Annotated in this window: 20 protein-coding genes and 4 pseudogenes; 13 read left to right on the top strand and 11 right to left on the bottom strand. The window is 33.8% G+C overall.

The window, feature by feature from the left end; translation table 11 throughout:
- Positions 1–38: 38 nt before the first annotated feature.
- Positions 39–776 carry an MIP/aquaporin family protein gene (locus MKX45_RS07270; RefSeq protein ID WP_340816955.1) on the top strand — a complete coding sequence of 246 codons (738 nt, stop codon included), beginning with the start codon at positions 39–41 and terminating at the stop codon, positions 774–776.
- Positions 777–1,246: 470 nt separating this feature from the next.
- Here MKX45_RS07270 and MKX45_RS07265 read toward each other — a convergent pair whose 3' ends face one another.
- Complete coding sequence (locus tag MKX45_RS07265) at positions 1,247–2,089, bottom strand: aldo/keto reductase (protein ID WP_057720604.1); 843 nt, start codon at positions 2,087–2,089, stop codon at positions 1,247–1,249.
- A gap of 491 nt (positions 2,090–2,580) precedes the next feature.
- On the opposite strand from MKX45_RS07265, the gene MKX45_RS07260 reads away from it, so the two are divergent.
- From MKX45_RS07260 to MKX45_RS07245, 4 genes and pseudogenes are all read left to right on the top strand, one after another.
- Positions 2,581–2,820: a GlsB/YeaQ/YmgE family stress response membrane protein gene (locus MKX45_RS07260; RefSeq protein ID WP_015426469.1), complete on the top strand. Its 240-nt coding sequence runs from the start codon at positions 2,581–2,583 to the stop codon at positions 2,818–2,820.
- Positions 2,821–2,849: 29 nt separating this feature from the next.
- Positions 2,850–3,410: an alkaline shock response membrane anchor protein AmaP gene (gene amaP, locus MKX45_RS07255; RefSeq protein ID WP_128268134.1), complete on the top strand. Its 561-nt coding sequence runs from the start codon at positions 2,850–2,852 to the stop codon at positions 3,408–3,410.
- Between the two features lie 9 nt (positions 3,411–3,419).
- On the top strand, positions 3,420–3,608 hold the full coding sequence (locus tag MKX45_RS07250) for a DUF2273 domain-containing protein (RefSeq protein WP_015425997.1): 189 nt from the start codon (positions 3,420–3,422) through the stop codon (positions 3,606–3,608).
- A gap of 112 nt (positions 3,609–3,720) precedes the next feature.
- Positions 3,721–4,107: pseudogene (locus MKX45_RS07245) on the top strand (Asp23/Gls24 family envelope stress response protein); the annotation flags it as partial.
- Between the two features lie 20 nt (positions 4,108–4,127).
- Here MKX45_RS07245 and MKX45_RS07240 read toward each other — a convergent pair.
- Positions 4,128–5,285 (bottom strand): annotated as a pseudogene (locus MKX45_RS07240) (IS3-like element IS-LL6 family transposase).
- A gap of 203 nt (positions 5,286–5,488) precedes the next feature.
- Here MKX45_RS07240 and MKX45_RS07235 point away from each other — a divergent pair.
- Both MKX45_RS07235 and MKX45_RS07230 read left to right on the top strand, forming a co-directional pair.
- Complete coding sequence (locus MKX45_RS07235; RefSeq protein WP_340816954.1) at positions 5,489–6,439, top strand: magnesium transporter CorA family protein; 951 nt, start codon at positions 5,489–5,491, stop codon at positions 6,437–6,439.
- Positions 6,440–6,477: 38 nt separating this feature from the next.
- Positions 6,478–7,407: a N(5)-(carboxyethyl)ornithine synthase gene (locus tag MKX45_RS07230; protein WP_340816953.1), complete on the top strand. Its 930-nt coding sequence runs from the start codon at positions 6,478–6,480 to the stop codon at positions 7,405–7,407.
- A 269-nt stretch (positions 7,408–7,676) separates the two neighbouring features.
- Here MKX45_RS07230 and MKX45_RS07225 read toward each other — a convergent pair whose 3' ends face one another.
- A complete protein-coding gene (locus MKX45_RS07225) occupies positions 7,677–8,549 on the bottom strand; it encodes a LysR family transcriptional regulator (RefSeq protein WP_340816952.1) in 873 nt (290 codons plus the stop codon).
- A gap of 95 nt (positions 8,550–8,644) precedes the next feature.
- Positions 8,645–10,301, bottom strand: a pseudogene (locus tag MKX45_RS07220) (CocE/NonD family hydrolase).
- Positions 10,302–10,811: 510 nt separating this feature from the next.
- Between MKX45_RS07220 and MKX45_RS07215 the strand changes: the two are divergent.
- The 6 genes and pseudogenes from MKX45_RS07215 to xerS (MKX45_RS07190) all read left to right on the top strand — a co-directional run bounded on the left by MKX45_RS07215 (position 10,812) and on the right by xerS (MKX45_RS07190) (position 16,341).
- Positions 10,812–11,129, top strand: coding sequence for an ArsR/SmtB family transcription factor (locus MKX45_RS07215; RefSeq protein WP_057720844.1), 318 nt, complete (start codon positions 10,812–10,814; stop codon positions 11,127–11,129).
- Complete coding sequence (locus MKX45_RS07210) at positions 11,126–11,803, top strand: type 1 glutamine amidotransferase domain-containing protein (RefSeq protein WP_340816951.1); 678 nt, start codon at positions 11,126–11,128, stop codon at positions 11,801–11,803. Before MKX45_RS07215 ends, MKX45_RS07210 begins: the two co-directional genes overlap by 4 nt.
- Positions 11,804–12,717, top strand: a pseudogene (locus tag MKX45_RS07205) (NAD-dependent epimerase/dehydratase family protein). It abuts the gene before it with no gap.
- Between the two features lie 643 nt (positions 12,718–13,360).
- A complete protein-coding gene (gene xerS, locus MKX45_RS07200; RefSeq protein WP_340816950.1) occupies positions 13,361–14,416 on the top strand; it encodes a tyrosine recombinase XerS in 1,056 nt (351 codons plus the stop codon).
- Between the two features lie 83 nt (positions 14,417–14,499).
- A complete protein-coding gene (locus tag MKX45_RS07195; protein WP_340816949.1) occupies positions 14,500–14,787 on the top strand; it encodes a hypothetical protein in 288 nt (95 codons plus the stop codon).
- 483 nt (positions 14,788–15,270) lie between these two features.
- Entirely contained in the window at positions 15,271–16,341 is a 1,071-nt protein-coding gene (xerS, locus tag MKX45_RS07190) for a tyrosine recombinase XerS (protein WP_003131037.1), read from the top strand.
- 44 nt (positions 16,342–16,385) lie between these two features.
- Here xerS (MKX45_RS07190) and trmFO read toward each other — a convergent pair whose 3' ends face one another.
- From trmFO to ilvC, 7 genes are all read right to left on the bottom strand, one after another.
- The gene (gene trmFO / locus MKX45_RS07185) at positions 16,386–17,729 is read right to left on the bottom strand and encodes a methylenetetrahydrofolate--tRNA-(uracil(54)-C(5))-methyltransferase (FADH(2)-oxidizing) TrmFO (protein WP_340816948.1); all 1,344 of its coding nucleotides are present in this window, start codon (positions 17,727–17,729) and stop codon (positions 16,386–16,388) included.
- A gap of 71 nt (positions 17,730–17,800) precedes the next feature.
- Positions 17,801–19,933, bottom strand: coding sequence for a type I DNA topoisomerase (gene topA / locus MKX45_RS07180; RefSeq protein ID WP_023189256.1), 2,133 nt, complete (start codon positions 19,931–19,933; stop codon positions 17,801–17,803).
- 261 nt (positions 19,934–20,194) lie between these two features.
- Positions 20,195–21,043: a DNA-processing protein DprA gene (gene dprA / locus MKX45_RS07175; RefSeq protein ID WP_057720839.1), complete on the bottom strand. Its 849-nt coding sequence runs from the start codon at positions 21,041–21,043 to the stop codon at positions 20,195–20,197.
- Positions 21,044–21,188: 145 nt separating this feature from the next.
- Positions 21,189–21,569: a RidA family protein gene (locus MKX45_RS07170; protein ID WP_015426409.1), complete on the bottom strand. Its 381-nt coding sequence runs from the start codon at positions 21,567–21,569 to the stop codon at positions 21,189–21,191.
- A 40-nt stretch (positions 21,570–21,609) separates the two neighbouring features.
- The gene (budA, locus tag MKX45_RS07165; RefSeq protein WP_057720838.1) at positions 21,610–22,320 is read right to left on the bottom strand and encodes an acetolactate decarboxylase; all 711 of its coding nucleotides are present in this window, start codon (positions 22,318–22,320) and stop codon (positions 21,610–21,612) included.
- Positions 22,321–22,435: 115 nt separating this feature from the next.
- Entirely contained in the window at positions 22,436–23,686 is a 1,251-nt protein-coding gene (ilvA, locus tag MKX45_RS07160) for a threonine ammonia-lyase IlvA (RefSeq protein ID WP_057720837.1), read from the bottom strand.
- A gap of 55 nt (positions 23,687–23,741) precedes the next feature.
- Positions 23,742–24,764: a ketol-acid reductoisomerase gene (ilvC, locus tag MKX45_RS07155; RefSeq protein ID WP_128267760.1), complete on the bottom strand. Its 1,023-nt coding sequence runs from the start codon at positions 24,762–24,764 to the stop codon at positions 23,742–23,744.
- Between the last annotated feature and the right edge of the window lie 34 nt (positions 24,765–24,798).

Raw genomic sequence — 24,798 nt, 5'->3', positions numbered from 1 at the left:
AATTGAAACAAATAAAAAAATAGAAATAAGGGGTCAATATGCACTCAGAAATGGTACAGCTACTTGGTGAATTTTTAGGAACATTTATCTTAATACTTCTTGGTAACGGGGTCGTTTCAGGCGTTGTCTTGAACAAAACGAAAGCAACAGGAGCGGGTTGGGTTGCTATCACTCTCGGTTGGGGATTTGCAGTAATGATGGGGGTTTACGTTTCTGGATTTATGTCGCCAGCCCATTTGAATCCAGCAGTAACAATTGCAATGGCAATGATTGGGAGCTTTAGCTGGAGTTTGGTTCTTCCTTATATTATTGCACAAATGCTTGGTGCAATGGTCGCCAGCATTATCCTCTACCTAATGTTTTACCCTCACTATGCTGAAACAAAAAATCCAGCAGATATCTTGGGCACGTTTTCTACAGGTCCGGCTCTTCGTCAGACAGGCCCAAATTTGATTAGTGAAATTGTTGGTACTGCAGTATTGACGACAGGAATTCTTGCCTTCGGTCAATACGCTATTACGCAAACTTCGGGTGTCTCACCCCTTTTAGTAGGTGCCATTATCACAGCCATTGGTTTATCACTTGGTGCAACGACAGGTTACTCTCTAAATCCCGCACGTGACTTAGGACCTCGCATCATGCATGCCATCTTACCTATCAAAGGTAAAGGAGATTCAGACTGGTCTTACGCATGGATACCTGTTTTAGGTCCAATCATTGGCGGTAGCTTAGGTGCCCTTCTCTTTAATATAGTTATTCAATTTGCAAGTAAATAAACTGAAATAATATACAAAAAAAGAGTTAGACAGAGTTCTAACTCTTTCTATTAAAAATAAATGAGCCATAAGAAAAAATTTTCTATAATCAAAGTCACATAATCAATTGGGAAAAAATTTTATTCAAATATAATTCTTGATGATGATGGAAAGTCTGTCCAGCATGTTTAAGAGTTTCCTACTTGTACTTGATTTCTGTTGTTAGATTATACAATTTGGTATTGGTAGTTATCTAAGTCCGTTCCATAGAGATGTTTGATGTTGACATTATAAATGTTCTGTAAGGGGGATATATTATTTAGTTATGCATGTCATATATTTTTTTATTTCGAATATGGGAATATTGGTGGATTCCTTTAAATAATTCATTATAGAAACTAAAAAAACCACTTGAAAATTTTAGTGGTTTTTTTGAAGTAATTCTTCATATATTCAATTGAAATTAATTATTCAAGAGCAGAGTAATATAATTACACAAATTCTTCATACTCATTAGGATCTTGATTATCTACCCTGCCATCTTCTCGTTTTAAGGCTGTGATTTTATTAATCTCTTCAGAAGAAAGTGAAAAATCAAAAATATCTATATTTTTTCTTTGGTGTTCTGGAGAAGATGCTTTAACAATAGGTATAATACCTCTTTCAATTTGCCATCTTAGAATGATTTGACCAGTATCCTTATCATATTTTTGAGCTATGTTTTGAATCAGGCTTTCCTCAAGCTCTTTACTACCTCGGCCTAAAGGGCTCCATGCCTCAGTTAAAATGCCATACTTTTTATTAATTTTCAATAGCTTTTCTTGAGGCCAGTAAGGGTGAATTTCATTTTGATTAATTGCTGGTATAACACCAGTTTCTTGAATTATTTTGTCGAGATGGTCTTCCTCAAAATTAGATACCCCAATTGATCTTACAAGACCCCGTTTTTTTGCTGCAATTAGTGCTTTCCAAGCTTCAACATAATTATCTTGCTTTGGTAGTGGCCAGTGGATCAAGTAAAGATCAAAATAGCTCAATCCCGTTCGTAATAAAGACTCTTCAATCATCTTCAAAGCATCTTCAAAATGATGATATTTACCAGGTAGCTTAGTTGTCACAAAAAAATTTGATCGAGGGATGCCAGAACGACGAATTGCTTCTCCAACTGCTCCTTCGCTATCATAATTAGTTGAGGTATCAAGTAAACGATAACCACTTTGTATAGCCGTTAAAATTTGCTCCACCCCTTCATATCCACGAATCTGAAATGTTCCTAACCCTATTTTAGGAATCAAATGTCCATCATTAAGCGTATGTTTTTCTTGTTCAATCATTTTCTTGTTCTATTTTCCTTTCTGATTGTTTAAGTTTATGAATATTATGTCAATATAAACTTTTGCAGGTTTTCAAAGTTAATCGAATATCTAACCGTTAACTGTGTATAGTACAAAGTTTAACGTAAGTATACTCAATTGTGAAATAATATGTTTATTATTGTTTTTCCAATAAGCTTTACCTCTATTGTATAAGTTTTATCATACCAGGAGCAAATCTTTGATGCAAATTTAGATATTAAAAAATGATTTTTAAAACATGAGATTTGATGGTAGCATATAATATTATCGTGCTCAAAAAATGAGAGATATAATAAAAATTGGGGTTAAGTAAAGGATATTATTCAGTTCTTTAATAGTCTTTCTGAGATAGTTGAAGGTAAATATAGTATTAATAAATTATAAAATAAGTCATATCATTTGAATGCGCTTTCTAATTGTGTTAGATTAGGGTTAAATCATAAAATGTATTCTAAAGAAAGAGGTGACATATGATTTGGTCATTAATTGTTGGTGCATTAATCGGTTTAATCGCTGGTGCGATTACAAATAAGGGAAGTTCAATGGGCTGGATTGCTAATATCTTAGCAGGGTTAGTTGGATCTTTTGTAGGTCAAGCTTTACTTGGAACTTGGGGACCTTCGCTAGCTGGTATGGCGCTAATCCCATCCATTGTTGGTGCAGTGATTGTGGTTGCTGTTGTATCTTTTGTCCTATCTAAAATGAATTAGTAGATCTTAGAATCTAGAAAGGAGGAACTTTGGCAACTGGAAAGAAAATAATACTCATTATCCTTGATTTCCTTTTACTCACGCTTGTTCTACCAATGACTTGGGATTATTATAATTTCATAGAATATAATTGGATGTCAACGACCTCTAGTGACATTCCCTTCATAGGCAAATATATGGCAGACTATTTGTTTTGGGGGAACATCATTTTAACAGTCATATTAATTCTCGCCTTGATTGTAATCCTTTTTTATCCTCGAACCTATATGGATGTACAACTCACTTCAAATAATGGAGATTTAACTTTAAAGAAGTCTGCCATTGAAGGTTTTGTAGGTGAAAAAATAAAAGAAAATGATTACCTCAAAAACTCAAAAATCGCTGTTTCACTTTTTAAAAATAAGATAAAAATTGATATAAAAGGTGAGATTGTTCCTCGAGTTGAAGTGGCACAAAAAGCCCAAGTTCTGGAACAGGAAATCATTGAAGGATTAAAAAGCTTTTTTGGATTGGAACATACGGTTAAACTTAAAGTAAAAGTCAATACATTAAGTAAAGACGATAACCCTAAACGACAACGTGTTATGTAGGAGGGATCAATGGATTATTTCGAAAAAAATCGATACCCGATTATAGGGGGAATCGTAGGTGCACTCATTGCTGTGTGTATCTTCACTATTGGATTTTGGAAAATGATTCTGGTTTTATTTTTAATTGGATTAGGAATTTATATTGGTCTATTTTTAAAAAAATCAGGAATCATTGATCAATTTATAAATCGTAAATAACATTATAAAAGGAGAAGATTATGGTACAAGAAAACATGAAAGCATTTGGAACAATGGCAGAAAAAGAAACTCCTAAAACAAAGGAAACCCAACCAGATATTAAAGGATCTTTGACTGTGGGTTCTTCTCAAACCTAACAGGAAAACTTATTAATACTGATGATGTTACAACAGGCGTTGATGTAGAAGTTGGGAAAACACAAGTTGCAGTAGACTTGAAAGTAGTTACAGAATATCGTAAGAATGTGCCTGATATTTATGAAAAAATTAAAGAAGTCATTCGTAAAGAGGTTGTGGCAATAACAGAATTGGAAGTTGTTGAAGTTAACGTAACAGTCACAGATATTAAAACGAAAGAGCAACAAAAAGAAGATGATGTAAGTATTCAAGATCGAGTGACTAGTGCGGCTCAAACAACTGGAAAATTCACCTCTGAACAAGTTGATAAAGTAAAAGACAAAGTAGAAGACAATACAGATAAAGAAGCTAGAGTTAAATAAATTGGACTAATGTCAAATATTTAGACACAAAATGAGCTATATTTTCTTAAAATAATTTTCTTCTTTCTGATTTGGAGTTAAACCATTGTTGGCGGAATGAGGATTATAATTGTTATAAAATTGTTCGATGTATTCAAAGCAAGAGAGTTGAACTTCTTGAATGGAGTGATAAGTTCTGCGATTAATTTCTCGTTGTTTAAGATACTTGAAAAAGACCTCAGTGACGGCATTATCATAAGGATATCCAGGCTTGGAGTAAGAAGCAAGCAATTGATGCTCATCTAATATCTTTCTAAAGGAAGCTGATTTAAATTGGCTTCCTTGGTCCGAATGAAAGATAATTGGTTCCTTAGGCTTCCTCTTATTTATAGCTATTTCTAAGGTGTCACAGGCGAGTTTGGCATCAATTCGATCACTTACTTTCCACGCAATACATTTCCTTGAGTAGAGGTCAAGAATAGCACAGAGATAAACATGTCGTTTAGGTCCTATAGAGATATAAGTGAAATCTGTTGTCCAAACTTGATTTGGGGAGTTCGGGTTAAATTCTTGTTTAAGCAGATTATCAGAAGAAAATACGGGAGCTTTCTTTGATTTAAAACGAGGTTTGATGGTTGACATTTTAGGGAGTGTCATAGACTTGAGAAGTCTTAAGATACGGCCTTCAGAAATATTAACGCCATAATCACGCAGAAGAATGATTTTAAAAGCTCTCGTTCCAATTCTTTTCTTGGCTTTCATATAAATCTCAAGGAGTAATTTTCTCAAGCGTTGATTTTCTACTTCACGCTTCGAAGGCCTCTTGTTTATGAAGTTATAGTAGGTGGAACGATTGACATGTAAAACACGACAGAGCATAACTGTCGTGTGTTCAAATCGGAGTCTATAGATGGCTTTCAATCTTACTTGGAGTTTTGCATGAATATGGCACTCGCTTTTTTTAAGATCAGATTTTCTTCCTCTAGTTGGGCATTCCTTTTTTGTAATTTTTGAATCTGTTTAGCAGTCAACACCGTATTATCTTCAAGACGCACTTGAGAGTACTGCTTAATCCATTTTGCAAGTGCAGAAGAAGATACCCCATAATCTTTACAGAGTTCAGTTTGTGTTTTACCAGTTTGATAGAGATTAACGAGCGATTGTTTGAAATCCTCGTCGTAACGTTTAAAACCTGACATAAAAGTCCTTTCATTTTTGTGTCTTAATAGACAGATTATAACACACAATTTTCTGTCCACTTTTATAGTATAGCTCCAAATTTCTAGATAAATCGCGAGAAATAAAAGCCTCTATTATGAGGCTTTTTTGGTAAGTGAGTTCAATTATATAGTTTTTTATTTAGATAGAAGTATCAAGTCAAATAAGTCTAAGGAGATCTTTCATGATAGATTATATTGAAGTGGACGGGGAAAATAGTAATTTAAAGGAGCTTAACTGTTCAAACAGAAATTCTTTACACTCAGTGGTATATCTTTTTAACCCTAAAGATAAAATCTACGATTTTTTTAAAGAAGATTATCAGCTTGATTTGGAAAACCTTTTGTTTGAAGAGGAGGAAGTGATACACGAGACATCTGATACAAAGACAGGTAAAGAAGAATTAAAGATACTTTTTATTTTACCTCACCAAAACTTGAAAAATGATTTGAATCGGAAAATAAAGGCTTTAATTATCTTAAAACTAGAGAAAAAGCTCATTATTGTAACGAGTAAGAAAGAAGATTTCATTTCTGATTTTTTTAAAAATACAGGAGAAGGTGTTGAAAGAAGTGAGGTAAATTTTATCCAGCTTTTGAATGTGAGTATCCAAAAAGTGATTAAAGATGTTAAAGAGAAAAGAAAAGAAATTAGTTTGCTGGAAACACAAATACACAGTTTAGGGCCTTCAGGGACAATATTTAATGAAATTTTGCGACTGAAAAAATATCTTATCTTGTTAGATTTTATCATTGATTCCGATAGAAAAATATTAAGCTTTATAAAAAGAGAACAAATGGAAAATATTAAAGAAATTCATATGCAAAATGAAGTAACTCTTCTTGAAGAGAGAATGGATACCTTAGACTCTTTGGTAAGAGCTTATAATAAGTACCTTTCTAGTTTGGATACAATTATAAATAATAATAGTTCGTTTCAGTTGAACAATATTATGAAAACGTTAACTGAACTTACTGTTGTCTTAACAATACCAACAATTACTTATGGGTTTTGGGGAATAAATCTCAAGTTGCCTTTTCAAGGTGTCCCTTATGGTTCGTTACTTGTAATTGTTATTTCACTTCTAATCAGTGTATTAGTTTGGTACTGGTTAAAAAAGAAAAAATCTCTTTAGAAAAATTTATAAAATTATTAAGAAAAGAAGGAAAAACTATGAAAATTGGCCTAGTAAAAGCAAACTTCCCAGGAGAAAGACGAGTCCCACTTCTACCGAAAGACATTAAAGATTTTAAAAATGAAATATTGGTAGAGGAGGGGTTTGGAAGATTTCTTGATATTGATGATCAAGAATACCTTGACAAAGGATGCCACATTTTATCAAGAGCTGAAGTTTTTGCTCAATCAGAAGCAATCTTCTCACTAAAACTCATCCAGCCTACTGACTATTCCCATCTTAGAGAGGGACAGATGATTATAGGCTGGACACATCCTTTTGGTTCAGGACAATTTTTCATGAAAGAGCAAGCTCTACCTAAAAAGTTAATTGTAGTAGATTTAGATAGTAACTCTCCTTGTATTTATTATGAAAATGAGATATTTGAATCAGGTATTCCGAAGGGACTATTATATAAAAATAGTTTTTACGCAGGCTATGCAGGTGTCCTTGATGCTTTGTTGCAATATGGATTTATTCCAACTGAAGAGACAAAAATAGCTATTTTAGGTTCTGGAAATGTTGCGCAGGGTGCCTTTAGTGGTATCTCAAAATATTCCTCAAACATCCGAATGTATTATCGAAAAACAATGTCAATTTTCAAAGAAAATTATACAAAGTACGACATCATTATCAATGGAATTGAAATTGGGAAAGATGATGATTCAATTTTAAGTTTATCAGAACAAAAATCATTGAAAAAAGGGACTTTAATTATTGATGTAGCAGCTGATGCTGGAAATACAATTGAAGGAACACATTTTACTAGTATGGATGACCCTATCTACGAAAATGATGGAAAATACTATTATGTTGTTCCTAATACTCCATCACTCATCTATCGAAATGTAAGTCAAAATTTAAGTAAGATTTTGAGTGAGAATATCTTTAGTGAAGATTGTTCACGATTTTTAAGTATTAAATCTTGAAGAAACAATTATATTTCTTTGAGTATTAATTCCATTGCTGCAGCAGCAATAGTAGCAAAAAATATATTAGCTCATTCTATCACCAATTACATTAAAATAAGCTTTATGCATAATAAAATGTATGTAAAAAATTGACTGTCGCAATTAGGTGCTTTTTGATTACTAATTTATATAAAAAAAGCTTGTACAAAGCGGATTGGTATTAATAACATATAAAATAATTATGGTCAGTCAAAAACTCATCTTGCAATAAATAGCAAGCTGAGTTTTTAGTATAAATTAGATCTATTTTGATGAACGAAGTTTAAAAATGCATCTAAGATAGGATGATTATTTTCTTTAAAAGCATAAACCAATTTTTGTGAACTTCTCTCTTCGTTCAAATTTAAAAATTTTACACGATATTTTTTTGATAAATAACCATTATCCATGCCAAAGTAAAGAAATGCGATCCCTTCACCAAGTGATGTTTTAGAAAGTCCTTCATCTAAATTCTTAACATAATAATTAGCCTTTGCATGAAATCCATGCTGCAAACACTTGTTAATCACATAATCAAATACTAATGGGGATTTATTTCGTTCAATGAGAATGAGAGTTTCATCAGCTAAATCAGAAAATTTTATTTCTTTTTTGGTTGCTAATTTATGATTATTTTGAATGACCACTTGTAAATTATTGGTTTTAAATAAAGAAGTTTTAATTTTATTATTATGAGGAATATAATCCTCTAAATTCAGTACTAAATCATAGTCGTCATCAGTAAGTCCATTACTTAGTTCCATAGGAGAACCTTGTTCAATTACAAATTTTACATTTGGATATTGTGTTTTAAACTGCTCTATTAAATCATATAATTTACTAAAGTCAAAATTAGATAAGCAACCAACTTTAATTAATGCCCCATTGTTCTCGGTAAGACCGTCAGACTCAAACATAGATGATATAGAGTCAATTTGGTCTAAAACTTCTCTAACTTTTACCAGTAATTGTTTACCTTCTGGAGAAAGGATTATATTATTTGTATTACTGAGGTTAAAGAGTGTTACCCCCAACTCTAACTCTAATTCTTGTATCCTTCTGCTTAAAGTTGGTTGAGATATAAATAAATTTTGTGAAGCTGTTCTCAGTTGATATCTCAACAAAATATCGTAGAGTTGATAGTTTCATCTGACCTCCGATCATTATTAGAATATCATAAATGATCCGTAAAGTCATATGGTAAAAGCTAGAATAATTAGTTTAGAAGAGGAAGTTGAAGATAAGAAGTATTAATACCTCCAGTATGTAAAATATGAACCCCTGCATTATCGGGAGTGCAACCAGGTGTGCCTGGCATTACTGAACCAAGTTCATCTTTTGAACATATAACGATTCTAAGTGTTTCATCTTTATCGTAGGATAGACCGATTGGGCTTAAGATGATATCAAGTTCTACCACTTGTTTCTCAGAGAGTTTTTCAACTCGATCAAAACTATAAGCAGGGATTTCGTCAGTTGAATGCTCTACATCAAGATGGCGCAATGAAGCTCTTAACCTACCCCAAGCACCTTTATACCGAAGTGCTGAGGCACCATTTTGGGTAAAGTCTTGCAATGCTGCACCGTGATTAGGTACAACAAATTCACTTAGTACGTTACCAAATTTATCTAGTTTTTGTAGCCACACAAATACATCCATATCATTATAATTTTCAACTTCCATGTATAACTTAACCTTAGGATAACCTATAAACGTAGTTTTCTTATCAAAAGTTTTTTGAAAGGAGATTTTTCCTGGCAAACTTTGAGTATCGTATCGTAATACAACATCCGCTTTCCCCGCTGTATCTTGGAGAATTCTAGTAATTGGATTAAAGAAGTATTTTGTATTTGAGGTTTCTGAGGGTGGAAATGTGTCTGCTGAGATATCGTTAGTGTTATTTCCTTGGAAATCTATTAATGAATAACGTACTTGAGGAGTTTTATTCCAGTCATTATCTTTATCTAATAAGTAATAATCAAAGAAACGACGCAATTCTTCCACATTGTCTTTATCATAATAGTATGGCCATTCTTGCTTATCGTGAATTCTCAGCCATTTTTCTTTTGAAACTAAGTTTCTCCAAGAGCGGAAAGTACCCATTGTATGAAGTGTGTTAGAATAGCTTGCAATGACAAAAGCAGGTACAGTAATTTTTGATGTATCAGCTACTTTATCTTTCCAAACTGCAGCAGTGGCTAGAGGGTAGCACCCCATTTCTTTTACCAAGTCTTCTCGCTTTACTCCTTTTGCACTTACATGATTAACTTGTAGTCTCTCAATGAAGTTTTTATCTGGAATCCCTCCAATAAAGGCCAAATCTCGATAGCCATCTGAGAGCCCTTCAGTAGGATTAATACAAGTGAGGTGAGGAGGTTGTTCAGCAGCTATGTATCACTGAGAAAAGGCAAGGTAAGAGGTACCAGTAAGTGCTGTTTTACCATTACTCCATTCTTGATTAGCAATCCGTTCAATTAAATCATAACCATCTTGAGCTTCTTGAGACCCTATCATAGTGGTATTGACTTCACTGTGTGCAATCCCCCCTCATATTGAAGAGATTTTTATAGCGAGGCGCAGTCCCAGCGCTTTTACCATAGGGACTCCAAGCAATAAGTGTGGGAACTTTCTCACTTTTATTTGGTAAGTAGATATCCGTGTAAATAGTTACACCATCTCTTAATTTCACAGGGATATCTTTAAGCAATTTGATATCACAATCCAACGGTTTGAAACCTTCAGCGATAAGTGTTCCTTTCTTTAATAAAATTTCTTTAGGTCCAAACTTACTTAATACACCATGTTCCATACCATTATCTACATAATCGAATGATTGACTAAATTTCATTTTATCTGTAATTTTTACTACCATAATTGATCTCCATTTTTATTTTGTAAAGTTTATTATAAATGGTATACCGGTACTTGTAAAATACTAATTATGAATGATGTTTGTATATATAGACTCGGTATTCAATTTTTGAATAGTGCTAAGAAAAATTGCATAAAGAGGCTTAAATTTCCTGATAAATTCACATTCTCTAAAATAAGTAAATATTGTGGTCAGTATTAAAGCTATTATAAATCTTTATTCTGTTTTTGAAACAATTAAACATCTAACTAGAGAGTCACTTCAATTCTTTTAAAACACTTAATTTCATATATAATGAAACTTTGTTGTATCAAATCATGACACGAAAAATATCAAAGGAATAGCTACTAAGAAAAAATTAGATAGAGGGATATTGTATGTATATTCTTTTTTTGATATCTAAGAAATTGATTTAAAACACACAAAAATTTAATCTTTTGACTTCTTAACGGTTTAATGGTTTAATTTATTAAACTATTAAAAGAATGTTCATAGAAAATAGGAGATAAAATGGACTTAAAAACACAATTCTCTGATCTGACCGGATTTTTACAGGCTTTGGGTAATACGAATCGTCAGGATATTATTATGGCACTGCTTGATAATCTTTCTTGTGAAGGACTTCGAGTTGAGGAAATAGCCCACAAAATAAATTTGTCGAGACCAGCAACATCACATCACTTAAAAGTATTAAAAAGTGTTAACATGGTAGATTTTAAAAGAGAAGGCACCAAAAATCACTACTATCTGACACACAATATGGATAATATAAAAAGATTAAAAGACTTGTTAGATAATACCCTAGAAATAATAGAGGAAAAATCATGAAAAAGGTCTTAATAGTTGAAACAAATGTTGAAAAATATGGCAATAGTTATGAAGCTACCGGCTTATGGCTGGGGGAAGCGGCAGAATTTGTTGACGAGTTAAATAAGGCTGGAGTTCAGTATGATTTTGTTAGTCCTAAGGGAGGGTATGTACCTATTGACCCAAGAAGTATGAAATATATTGATGGATCCATTATGAAAATATATTCTAATCGAGATTTTATAGTTCGTGGACTGTCAAATACTTTATCGCCTAAACAGGTGAATCCTGCAGATTATTTTGCTATATATTATACAGACGGTCATGGAGTGATGTGGGATTTTTATCATTCCGAGGAGATAGAGCGTTTAGCAAGTGAAATATATGAAAATGAAGGCTTTCTTTTATCAGTTTGTCATGGTATTGCTGGGCTTCTTAACATAAAAGATGAGGCAGGAAATTATTATATTAAAGATAAGAATATCACTGGTTTTACTAAAACAGAAGAAATACTTGCTAGAAAGACTAAAATAGTACCTTTTTTTAATGAAGTTGAAGCAATAAAAAGAGGGGCAAATTTTAAGAAGAAAAGATTTTGTAAGGAATTTGCCGTTAAAGATGGGCGAATCATTACAGGACAAAATCCTTTTTCTGTAAGAGCGGTAGCAAAACAATTTCTTGAGGAGGTAAAATAGGTGCAAACAGTATTAGGTAGTAATGGACAAATAGGTCAGGAAGTTGCAAAGGAAATATATCGAAAATATACAAAAAAATTCGTTTAGTTGGACGCCGACCTAAAAAGATACATCCAACAGATGAGTTAGTTTCAGCGGATTTAATGGATTTTGAACAGACTAAAACTGCTATAGATGGGAGTGATATTGTATATTTCACTGTAGGATTACCCATGGATAGTTCACTTTGGGAAGCCAATTTTTTTAAAATTATGGAAAATGTTATTACAGCATGCAAACTATATGGAAGCAAATTAGTATTTTTTGATAATACCTATATGTATCCTAAAGACAGCGAACCACAAACCGAGAATACACCATTTATTCCAGTAGGAAGAAAGTCAATTGTACGTGCAAAAATGGCTGAAATGGTCTTATCTGAAATACACAATCGTGAGTTAGATGCCGTGATATGTCGAGCACCAGAATTTTATGGACCTGATAAAACACAAAGTATCACTAATACAATGTTTTTAGACAAAATTAAAGAGGATAAGACGGCTAGTATCCCCATCAATTCAAGTTGCCAGAGAAGCTTGATATGGACACCTGATGCGAGTCGTGCTATGGTCTTAATTGCAAATACACCTTCAGCCTACAATCAAACTTGGCATTTGCCCTGTGATAAACCACACAGTTACAAAGAACTGAGACAAATTGCAGAAAAAATATTAAATAAGAAAGTAAAAGCCAGAGTGATTCGAGAGTGGCAATTTAACCTCATTAAGTCATTTAATAAAAGTATGCAAGAACTAAACGAATTACTTCCACGCTATCGTCAAGATAATCTATTTATTTCTGATAAATTTAAGAAGCAATTTCCAGATTTTAAAATCACGACTATTGAGGAAGGACTCTCAACTGTTTTAGATTGAACTTAACTAAAAAGGCCACAATTAAAGTGGCTTTTTTTAGTATTAGGGTCGGTATTGAGGTCAGTATTGGGGTTGGTATTAGAGAAGGTTATCAATATTAATATTGTATCTAAAAATGTTAGCAATACTATGAGAAAAAGCAAACTTTTTCGGAAAGATATATATCATTTTAAAATGTTCAGACCTGCTAAGTAATTTTAATCCATTTATAAAATGCTGAAGCCTTCTTCTGAGGTTTATACACCGAAATACTGAAAACCCGTTTTTCGGATTAAATTACCGTATTACTGAAAATCCGTATTTCGGTAACCGTAGAACGCCTTTTCCGTATTACGGATATTCCAGAAACTGGATTTATCGGATTACGGTTTTTCCAGATTACGTTAAATCAGCCACTACAAATTACCCACTATTAACAAACTAAAAATAGTAACAAAATAAATATCTTTTACCAAAAAAATAATTGAATAGATGAGGATGAAAAAAATAATAAAAAAAGTCCAAAGCAAAAAACGGTCAGGAATAACCAGAACGCTATGCATTAAGTTTTGAGTTCTAATCTAATAAAAATTGACAATACTTTAATAATTAACTACAATATATTCTAATTTGAATAGAAAATGTTGAGGAACAATAAAAAGAGATGTCAGAAAACCATGGTTATCGTTATAATGTAAATAAACTTATGCTTGAGTTTCCCTACTACGTCAATGAGTTTATCCAGTCTAAGGGCACTGTACCACTGAGTATTGCCTCTATTTACTCTTACTGCTTAGAATTTAGAAAATACTTGAAATGGATCAATGAAAATAACATAACGAGCCATGTTAACATCAAAGAAATCACTTTGAAAGAAATGGAAAACGTAACGAAACGTGAACTAGAGGACTTTGTTCTTCATGAACGGTTACGATTAGAAACAAAATGCGGTTCAAATACACATACATCAGCATTAAATCGAACAATTGCTGCAATAAAAAGCCTATATAATTATCTTTGCGAACAAACCGAAGATAGTAATGGCAATACTTACATGACTAGAAATGTTAGCCGTTTAATTCATATCCGAAAAAAAAGCGAAACCTTGCATTACCGTGCGGCTCAACTTGAAGGGAAACTCTTTTTAGGCGATGAAACCAAAGCCTTTTTAGAATTTGTTGAGCAAGACTATGAAAAGTCTATCAGTAATCGTGCAAGAACTAGTTTCAAGAAAAATAAAGTCAGGGATTTAGCTATATTAAGTCTTTTTTTATCATCTGGATTACGTTGTGCGGAACTTGTAGGGATCAATCTTAACGATTTAAACCTTGAAACTGGTAAAGTAAGAGTGATGCGAAAAGAAGGCAAGAAAGATGTAGTGCCAATTGCCCACTTTTCACACAGATATATAACAGATTATTTTGGGGCAAGAAGTAGCATAGAAACTGAAATACAAGCACTTTTTATTACTGATTACAACCAACAAATTAGAAAAATCTCGAATGCTTCGATAAATAAGCTAGTAGCGAAGTATTCAGAAGCCTATAAAGTTCGAGTGACACCTCATACTCTAAGGCATACATTCGCAACAAGACTCTATAACGTCAGTCACTCTCAAGTCCTTGTCAGCAACCAATTAGGGCATTCATCAACTAAACCTACAGAACTATATACCCACATTGTCAGTGCTGAAGCTAAAGATGCATTAAGAAAGTTATAAATTTCACAAACTATCTGAAATTTATTTACTGTACATTTTTTGATATAATCAAGTTAACGTAATTAAATAACAGGGAGTAAATCATGAAAATCATTCAAGCCGTCCATATTAACGGAAATGACAAACACAAACGCTATTGGAAGGTACCAGACCACCTACAACCAATTAGACTACGTAAAGGCGACGAGGCGGCTGTTGAAACCAAAAGTGGCCCACAAAGGGTTAAGATTGTTGCCGTGGTTACCTCAAAGGATGGATTTTTGTATTGGAAAAATGGTGACACCTGGCACAAATTTGAAGTTAAACAGGAGGTCTTAGCATTCTTTGACAGAAAAACAATGGAAGTCAAATACCCTCCAAAAGCTGATTAGTCAGCCTAACAGAGCATAACAAAAAAATCCTTGCACGCAAGAATAGTTTATGCTATAATTAAGGCAAACAAAAAAGGCACGAAAAAGCTAGAACTTTATCATGCCTGCCGATTAAGAACACGTTCCGTTCAATCGACTTACTTAATGATATTATAAATAAATATGCATAAAAAGTCAAGTCAAATGATGTAAAAGGGAGATTCTTAATCGGAATCTCCCTTTTTTGTGAGTAACTGAGTCTTTATGATAACTATTATAAGTCTTATTTTATGGAAAAACAAAAAACTTCGGAAAAAACTATTTTGAAAGAAAATTAAAACAAAAAGCAGGAGAGCAACGTGTCACAAAAACCTTATAATATCAAGGTTTACGAAACCTTTTGAAAAGGTGTGACACAGAACTCCTATATGTTTTAAGTCACATCTTTCCGAAAAACTGTAATTTTCTTGACAATTGGATATCTCTTCTGGTATACTTAAATCTATGAAACGTGAACAATTAATACAAAATATTGAAAAACTAAAACATATCATGCCTTCTTATGTTTTAGAATATTATCAATCTAAACTTACTATTCCTTATAGTTTGAATACACTTTATGAATATCTTAAAGAATATGAACGTTTCTTTAGTTGGTTGGTCGATTCTGGAGTTGCTGATGTTGATAAGATAACTGATGTTTCCCTCTCTGTTTTAGAAAACTTAACTAAACGAGATTTGGAGTCATTCATCCTCTATCTTAGGGAGAGACCTCGTTTAAATACGCGCTCTACCCGTTATGGGGTAAGTCAAACAACAATTAATCGTACTCTATCTGCTCTTTCTAGTCTTTATAAATACCTTACTGAAGAGGTTGAAAATGAAGATGGTGAGCCTTACTTCTATCGTAATGTTATGAAGAAGGTACAGACTAAGAAAAAATCCGAAACTTTAGCTTCTCGTGCTGAGAATATTAAAGGGAAGCTTTTTTTGGGAGATGAAACTCAAGGTTTTCTTGACTATATTGATAATGAATACGAAAAAACATTATCAAATAGAGCTCGTTCTAGTTTTTTCAAAAATAAAGAACGTGATTTAGCAATTATTGCACTTATTTTAGCCTCTGGTATTCGTCTTTCTGAGGCAGTTAATGTAGATTTAAGAGATTTAAATCTTATTACTATGGTTGTTGAGGTAACTCGTAAAGGAGGAAAAAGGGATGCTGTTCCTTATGCTCCTTTTGCCAAAACTTATTTTGAAAGATACTTGGAAGTACGTAGTCAACGTTATAAGACTACAGCGAAAGATACGGCATTTTTTGTGACACTTTATAGAGATGTTCCTAGTCGAATAGATCCTTCTAGTGTTGAAAAATTAGTTGCTAAATATTCTCAAGCATTTAAAGTACGAGTGACCCCTCACAAACTTAGACATACACTTGCGACTCGACTTTATGCTCAAACAAATTCTCAGGTATTGGTGAGCAATCAGTTAGGGCATGCTTCAACTCAAGTTACAGACCTTTATACTCATATTATCAATGAAGAACAAAAAAATGCTCTAGATAATCTATAACAAATAAAAAACACTTGATTCAAATTCCAAGTGTTTTTTATTTGTTATAGATTATCTTTTGAAATAATATCTGTTAAGCTATTTAAAGCACGCTCTGCTACCTTAGTATAACGTTCTTTTTTATCACGAATTCGTGGGCCTTCTAATTCTTCAACAATTCCGAAGGTTACATTCATTGGTTGAAAATGTTTGCTGTCAGTATGGGTGATGTAGTAAGGTAAACTTCCAATCGCCGTTGTTTTTGGGAATATAACTACTTCTTCGTCATTAAAGAGTTTGACAGCATTAATTCCAGCAACTAAACCAGAAGCTGCTGATTCTACATAGCCCTCTACTCCTGTCATTTGTCCTGCAAAGAACAGATTCTCTTGTTTGCGAGATTGGAAGGTTTGTTTAAGAAGATTTGGAGAATCCATGTAAGAATTACGATGCATGACTCCATAACGAACGAATTCAGCATTTTCAAGACCTGGAATCATTTGGAAAACTCGTTTTTGTTCTCCCCATTTTAAATGAGTTTGAAATCCTACGATATTGTACAAAGATGCGGAAGCATTATCTTGGCGAAGTTGAACAACTGCATAGGGAGTCTTAAAATCACCGTCTCTGGGTCCTTTATAATCTTCAGGATATTCCAATCCAACAGGTTTCATCGGGCCAAATAGCATCGTTTTATAACCACGTTTGGCCATTTCTTCAATAGGCATACAACCTTCAAAGACTTTTAAATCTTCAAAAGAGTTTAAAGGAGCTTCTTCAGCAGAAATTAAAGCTTCTTGAAAGGCTTGAAATTCTTTCTTGGTCATCGGACAGTTGATATAGTCAGCTTCACCTTTATCATATCGAGATTTTTTATAGACTTTTTCAAAATTAATCGAGTTGGCGTCAATAATCGGTGCTGCTGCATCATAAAAATAAAAGCCATCCGCACCGTTAAATTCATGAATTTTTTCTGCTAATTTATCTGAAGTTAGAGGTCCAGTAGCAATAATTGTAATTTCATCTTCTGGAAGATCAGTAATTTCTTCACGAATTACTTCAACCAATGGATGGTTAGAAACTTCTCTTGTGACAAAATCAGAGAAACCTTCTCTATCAACAGCTAGGGCTCCTCCAGCAGGTACTTGAGTCACTTCCGCTGCCTTGATAATGACAGAATCAAGTCTTCTCATTTCTTCTTTTAAGAGACCAACCGCGTTAGTGATTGCAGCTCCACGAAGAGAATTTGAACAGACTAGTTCAGCAAATTTATCTGTTTTGTGTTGAGGGGTTTGTTTAACGCCTCGCATTTCATATAGTTTAACAGGAATGCCACGCTTAGCAATTTGATAAGCAGCTTCAGAACCAGCAAGTCCCGCTCCAATAACGTTAATATGTGTTTTTTTCATAGTCCCAATTATATCTAAATTTAGTAAATTTTTCCATTGATTAATATAATAAAAAAGCGCGGAAGCGCCTTTTATTTTTGTTTTTCTTCTTGATAGTCACATTCATCATTTGAACATACCACTTGTTTACCGCCACCGCGAACTTTCTTTTCAACAAGAAAATGTCCAGATTTAGGACAATCACGACCAATAGGTTTGTCCCAACTTGTGAATTCACATTCTGGGTAACGATCACAACCATAGAAAATTCTATTTTTCTTTGTTTTGCGTTCAATAATATTTCCTTCATGGCAAAGTGGACATTTTACACCAATTTCTTTGACAATTGCTTTGGTGTTTCGGCAGTCTGGGAAGTTGCTACAAGCATAAAATTTTCCAAAACGTCCCAACTTAATTACCATCGGACTTCCACAAACATCACAGTCAAAGCCAGCAGGTTCATCCTTGATTTGGATTTTTTCCATACCTTCTTCGGCATTTTCAAGTTCTTTTGCAAAGGGTTTGTAAAATTGGTCAACAACCTCAATCCATTGACGTTTTCCTTCTTCAACTTCATCAAGATCTTTTTCCATTTCAGCTGTAAATTCAGTATTTACAATGTTAGGGAAGAACTCAACAATAAGCTTATTGACAATTTCTCCAAGCTCTGTAGGTTCAAAACGTTTTGCTGATAATCTCACATAATAACGTTTTTGAATTGTTTCTAGTGTAGGCGCATAAGTTGAGGGACGTCCCACTCCATTTTCTTCCAATGTCTTGATGAGTGTTGCTTCGGAATATCTAGCTGGTGGTTGAGTGAAATGTTGTTCTGGTTTAACATTCGCTTTTTTGACAGTTTCATTTTCTTCCATCTCTGGAAGCATATTTGATTTATCAGAATCATTGTAGATTCGCAGATAACCGTCAAATTTCACTTGTGAACCATTGGCAATAAAGATAACACCATTTTGAGACAGATTTACTTTAACAGTATCAAAAATAGCTGCAACCATTTGACTGGCAACGAAACGATTCCAGATGAGTGTGTAAAGTTTTAATTGATCTTTGTCTAGATATTTAGCAATGGCGTCTGGAGTGTTAAAAACATTTGAAGGTCGAATTGCTTCGTGGGCATCTTGGGCTCCAGAGGCATTTTTAACTTTTGAACCGTGTTTACTATATTTTTCTCCAAATTGATCAGCAATATAATTGTGGGCTGCACTTTGTGCAACAGGAGAAATACGTGTCGAGTCTGTACGCATATAGGTAATTAAACCTTGATGGCCCTGGCTTCCTAAAGTAAGACCTTCATAAAGTTGTTGAGCAACCATCATTGTTTTACGAGTACGAAAATTAAGTTTATTAGCCGCGTCTTGTTGCATTGAGCTAGTTGTATAAGGAAGAGGAGCGTTTCTGCGACGTTCTTTCTTTTCAACTTTATCTACGTTAAAATCAGGACCGTCTAAGCGTTCCATGACTTTGATGACATCTTCATTGGTTTTTAAAGGATGTTTTTTTCCGTCAATTCCCCAGAAGGATGCTTTGAATTTTTTAGTTCCTTTTTTAAATTCACCATCAATTGACCAATACTCTTCTGGAATAAAAGCATTAATTTCATTCTCGCGGTCAACAATTAGTTTTAAGGCAATAGATTGAACTCGACCTGCTGAGAGTCCTTTTTTGACTTTTTTCCATAGAATAGGACTAATTGAATAACCCACCAAACGGTCAAGAACTCGGCGTGCTTGTTGGGCATCAACTAAGTCCACATCAATTTGACGCGGTTCCTTAAAGGCATTTTTAACAGCATCTTTAGTGATTTCATTAAAGACCACTCGATTTTTTTCTTCAAGTGGAAGATTTAAGATATGTGCTAAGTGCCAAGAAATTGCTTCACCTTCACGGTCCGGGTCACTTGCGAGATAGACGGCTTTGGCAGCCTTTGCTTCTTTTTTGAGAGAGTTGATTAATGGGGCTTTCCCACGAATATTAATATATTGAGGTTCATAGTCATTCTCTATATCAACAGACATGGTTGATTTTTTCAAATCACGAATATGACCTACTGAAGCCACAACTTTGTAGTTTCGACCTAAATATTTTTCAATTGTTTTAGCTTTTGCTGGCGATTCTACAATAACCAGATTTTTACCTGGAGTAACTCTTTTTCGTGTTGTTTTTTTCTTTGTAGTTGTTTTTGTTTTACTTTTAGTTGAAGTTGGCATAATTTTTCCTATTTATTCTTTTTGGTATCCACTATCTTTTAGTTATTGTATCTTAATTCATAGAGGTATATATCGAATGTGGAAGTAAAATAATAGTTTAAGAGGTGTTAATGCTCTTATTTACATTAAATTCACTCTCTCATAATAAATGCTTTTCTTCAATATGTCAAGTTATTTAGTTTTCTTATAGTAGAACTTGATATCTTTTTGTACTGTAAAAACCGACTTAAGTCTTGTGGTGCAAGGTGATAAAGGGTTTTTTTAATCATACAAATATTCTTCTAAGATATCTTGGGCTTGATAGATTAATTTTGCTCCTTGTTGAATTAGATGATTACAGCCATCTGAAAATCCATCTGCTATGTTTCCTGGTACAGCGAAAATATCTCTTCCTTCTTCCAGAGCGCGCTCACAAGTAATTAAACTACCACTTCGTAACTTTGCTTCTATCACTACTACACCATGTGAAAGTCCCGCAATGATACGATTGCGTTCAGGAAAATGATAGCGAAGTGGTTTTTCTCCGACTGAATATTCTGATAGAATTAGTTGGTTTTTAGCAAGATATTCTTGAATTTTTCGATTTTCTAAAGGATAAAAGATATCTAAGCCTGTACCGATAACTGCAATTGTAGGGATTTTATTTTTAATGGCAGAAAGATGACTTGCTGTATCAATTCCTTTAGCGAGTCCGCTGACAATCGTAAAATTTTGGTTCAACTCTGTCACAATTTTTTGAACGGCTTTAATTCCTTGTGAGCTTGCTTGTCGACTACCAACAAAAGCTAATTTAGGAGTTTTTAAGAGTCCTATATCTCCTTGATAAAATAATAGAACAGGTGGATTGTAAATTTCCTTGAGCCTTTCGGGATAAATTTCATCAAGAAGAGAAAATGAAGGGTATATTTTATACTCTTCTCTCAGTTTAATTACGTCTTGATTTTTATATTGTTCAATAAAGTTGGGAATTGATTTAAGTTGTGCTACTTGTCCCATTTGTCTTAAACTTATTTTTTTATCATATCTATGAAAAAATTTTAAAAGTTTATTTACTCCTAAATTGGTCATGCCAGCTTTTTTCCAACGATATAAATCAAAATTTGTTATCATAATTCCTCCATTTTTTACTGCCAGCTTTGTCAGAAATTTTAAAATTGGCTTATAATTTTCTATACGTAAAAAAGACTGACTTGTAACCAAAAAAATTACTGACAGAAATCTTGTCAGTAATTTTTATAGCTAATATGTTTTAATTTTAGGATTTAACTTCTGCAATGACTTCTATTTCAATAAGGACATTTTTAGGTAATCCTGCGACTCCAACAGCGGAACGCGCTGGGAATTCTTTATCAAAAAACTTTGAATAAATTGCATTAAATCGTGAAAAATCTTCAATATTTTTCAAGAAACATGTTGTTTTGATGACTAAGTCAAAATCAGAATGGGCTTCTTTCAAAATAGCAGAAATATTTTTCATCACCTGTTCGGTTTGAGTCTCAATGCTATCTCCAACAATCTCTCCGTTCAATGGATTCAACGGAATTTGGCCTGATGCATAGAGTAAACCATTGACAATTTTACCTTGAACATAAGGACCGATAGCGGCTGGTGCATCTGATGTTGCAATAATTTTCATAGATTTCTCCTTTAATATAGCTAAAGAAATCTAGTGATTATCATTCAGCTACATCGATATCTTTTTTTAGTGCTTCAATATCAAGGTCAGCAAACAAGAATTTGCGATCTTGAACGGGGAATGATTGGTTCAATTGGTCAATTGCGCCAATTTCAACAGTACCATTATCAATAATAAAATCAAGGACATGTCCACCAAAAGTAAAATCTTCACTAATAAAATGGAGATGATAACCAGCAACACTCACACCATGAAACATTTCCGGAGTCCAAATCCCAACAATTGTTCCTTTGACGTTTTCTTCAGTGTATTCGGGTTGATTTTGTGAAACTTCTACAAATCTTGTCCCTGATTTTGCCCGTGGAATCATACGAACGTGCATTTTTGGAAATTCACCTATTATTTTGATTGAGCGAAATAAGTTTTGCCCGTCAAAATAGCTTTCGATTCGGTCTTCTAATTCCTTATCACTGGCCGTGAATTTCTGTTTAAAAACTACCTCTGCCTGATGGGGAACAACTGCAGCATAAGGAACTTTGATGTCATCAGTTAATTCGACGATAGTTTTATCACCTTTAGCTTGGTAGGCTTTGCCGTCCAAAACAATTAATTCTCCATCAACAGAATCTAAAGTTCCAATTCCTAAATCACCATGTTTCAGAAGTTCACCAATTGTCATTGTCCCCTCGTAAAGGCCTGCCATTAAAGCTCCAAGGGTATTATATTGAAAAAGTTGTGTGATTTCTGTCATGATATTTCTCTTTTCTATCTCATTAAATTTAAATAATTTATTAATTAAATTATATCAAATTTCTAGTGATTTAAAGAGAATTGAAACTAGAAAATGGCTCAAACCAATTGGTTAGTTAGACCAAAAGTTCGTATAAACTATCATTTCCATGTAAGTTAACATAACGATTATCAAATCTTTCAATCCGATTAATCAATGAATCATAATCACTAGCATCTGAAAGTAAAATCCCAACAAGACAAGGTCCTTTACCTTTATCAGCCCTTTTGATGTACTCAAATCGGGTGATATCATCATTTGGCCCTAAAATATCACTGACAAAAGTTCGTAAGGCTCCTGGTCTTTGAGGAAAGTTAATGACAAAATAATGTTTTAGACCTTCATAAACCAAAGCTCTTTCTTCAATTTCTTGCATTCGACTAATATCATTATTTCCGCCGCTGATGATACAGACGATATTTTTACCCTTGATTTCATCTTTAATAAGTTCAAGTGCGGCAACAGATGTTGCACCTGCTGGCTCGGCGACAATTCCTAATTTTGAATACAATTCGAGTATGGTTTGAGAAATTAAACCTTCATCAACCGCAAGCAATTGTTTCACTTTGTCATTAATAAGTTGGTAAGTTTTCTGACCGACAGTCGCAACCGCAATTCCGTCAGCAAATTTATCAATGTGTTCCAAGGTGACGGGCTGACCAGCAGAGTAGGCAGCTTTCATACTTGTTGCCCCTTTTGCTTCAACTCCGATAATTTCAGTTTGGGGATAGCGCTCCTTACTGTAGGCCGTAATTCCTGCAATTAAACCACCTCCACCAATCTGTACAAAAATCTTATCTAAACTTATTGCTTGTTTTTTAGCTTGCGCAAAAATTTCTAAAGCCACTGTCCCTTGACCAGCAATTACATTTTCATCATCAAAAGGGTCTATAAATGGTTTGTCATTATCTTGAGAAAAAGCTTTTGCTGCTCTGGCTGATTCATCAAAAGTATCACCAATTAAACGAATTGTTACATGACTTTCGCCAAAAAATTTAACTTGTGAAATTTTTTGGTTAGGTGTGGTAACGGGCATAAAAATTGTCGCAGAAATATTTAATTGATTTGCAGCAAAAGCAACTCCTTGTGCATGATTTCCTGCGGAGGCACAAACCACTCCTTTAGAGCGTTGCTCATCAGATAATTTACTGATAGAATAATAAGCTCCTCGTAATTTAAAAGAACGAACTTTCTGTAAGTTTTCTTCTTTTAAGTAAATATTTGCTTGATATTTATTGGAAAGGTAAGGGTCTAATTGTAAAGGTGTTTTAGTGACAACTGCTTTTAACAAATCATAGGCATCTTCAACCTCTTTGGCACTTATCATTTATGTCATTCCTCCATAAAATGCTTTTATGTTTTTGTTCAATCAATAAGAGAAATTACTGATAGATTTTAAAGGCATCGTCATCACCAGATTGTGTGAATGGCATTGCTTTACGTAGTTCTGCCCCAATTTTTTCAATTTCAAGATTTTTAGCAGCTTCGCGATAGGCTATTAATTTTGGACGCCCCGCTTTGAAGTCATCAACGAAATCTTGAGCAAATTTTCCAGATTGAATATCAGCCAAAACAAGCTTCATATTCTTTTTAACTTCGTCAGTAATAATCCGTGGACCAGTCACATAATCGCCAAACTCAGCAGTATTTGAGATGGATTGACGCATTTTAGTAAAACCACCTTCATACATGAGGTCAACAATCAATTTCATTTCGTGCAAAACTTCAAAGTAAGCCAATTCGCCAGCGTATCCAGCTTCTGTCAGTGTTTCAAAACCGGCTTCAACAAGTGCTGTCAAACCTCCACATAGAACAGCTTGTTCTCCAAACAAATCTTCTTCTGTTTCTTCTTTAAAAGTTGTTTCAATAATTCCCACTCGAGCACAACCAATTCCTTTGGCCCAATCCATTGCGATTTCACGCGCATGACCACTTGCATTTTGGTGTGAAACAAACAAAGCTGGTGTACCAAAACCTTCAGTATAAGTCCGACGGACAAGGTGACCTGGGGCCTTAGGTGCAACCATAAAGACGTCAACGTCTTCTGGTACTTTAATATAGCCAAAATGGATATTAAATCCGTGAGCAAAACCAAGTGCTGAACCTGCTTTCAAGTTTGGTTTGATGTTCTCTTCATAAATGGATTGTTGAAGTTCATCTGGCGCCAAAACCATAATAACATCAGCTTTAGCTACCGCTTCTCCTACTTCAAATGTTTCAAAGCCATCTTCTTTTGCTTTATCAAAAGATTTTCCGTGGCGCACACCAATGATAACGTTGTGACCAGAATCACGCAAATTCTGTGCGTGAGCATGTCCTTGTGAACCATAACCGATTACTGCAATTTGCTTTCCAGCAAGTGCTGATACTTCTACATCATCTTCATAATACATTGTAACTGCCATTTTTGTTTCCTCTATTTTTCTATTTATTTGTTAA

Source organism: Lactococcus sp. FSL W8-0209 (assembly GCF_038006585.1).
Classification (GTDB): Bacteria; Bacillota; Bacilli; order Lactobacillales; family Streptococcaceae; genus Lactococcus; species Lactococcus lactis.
The sequence above is the reverse complement of the archived record's forward strand: the minus strand, read 5'-3'. Positions and strand labels throughout refer to the sequence as shown.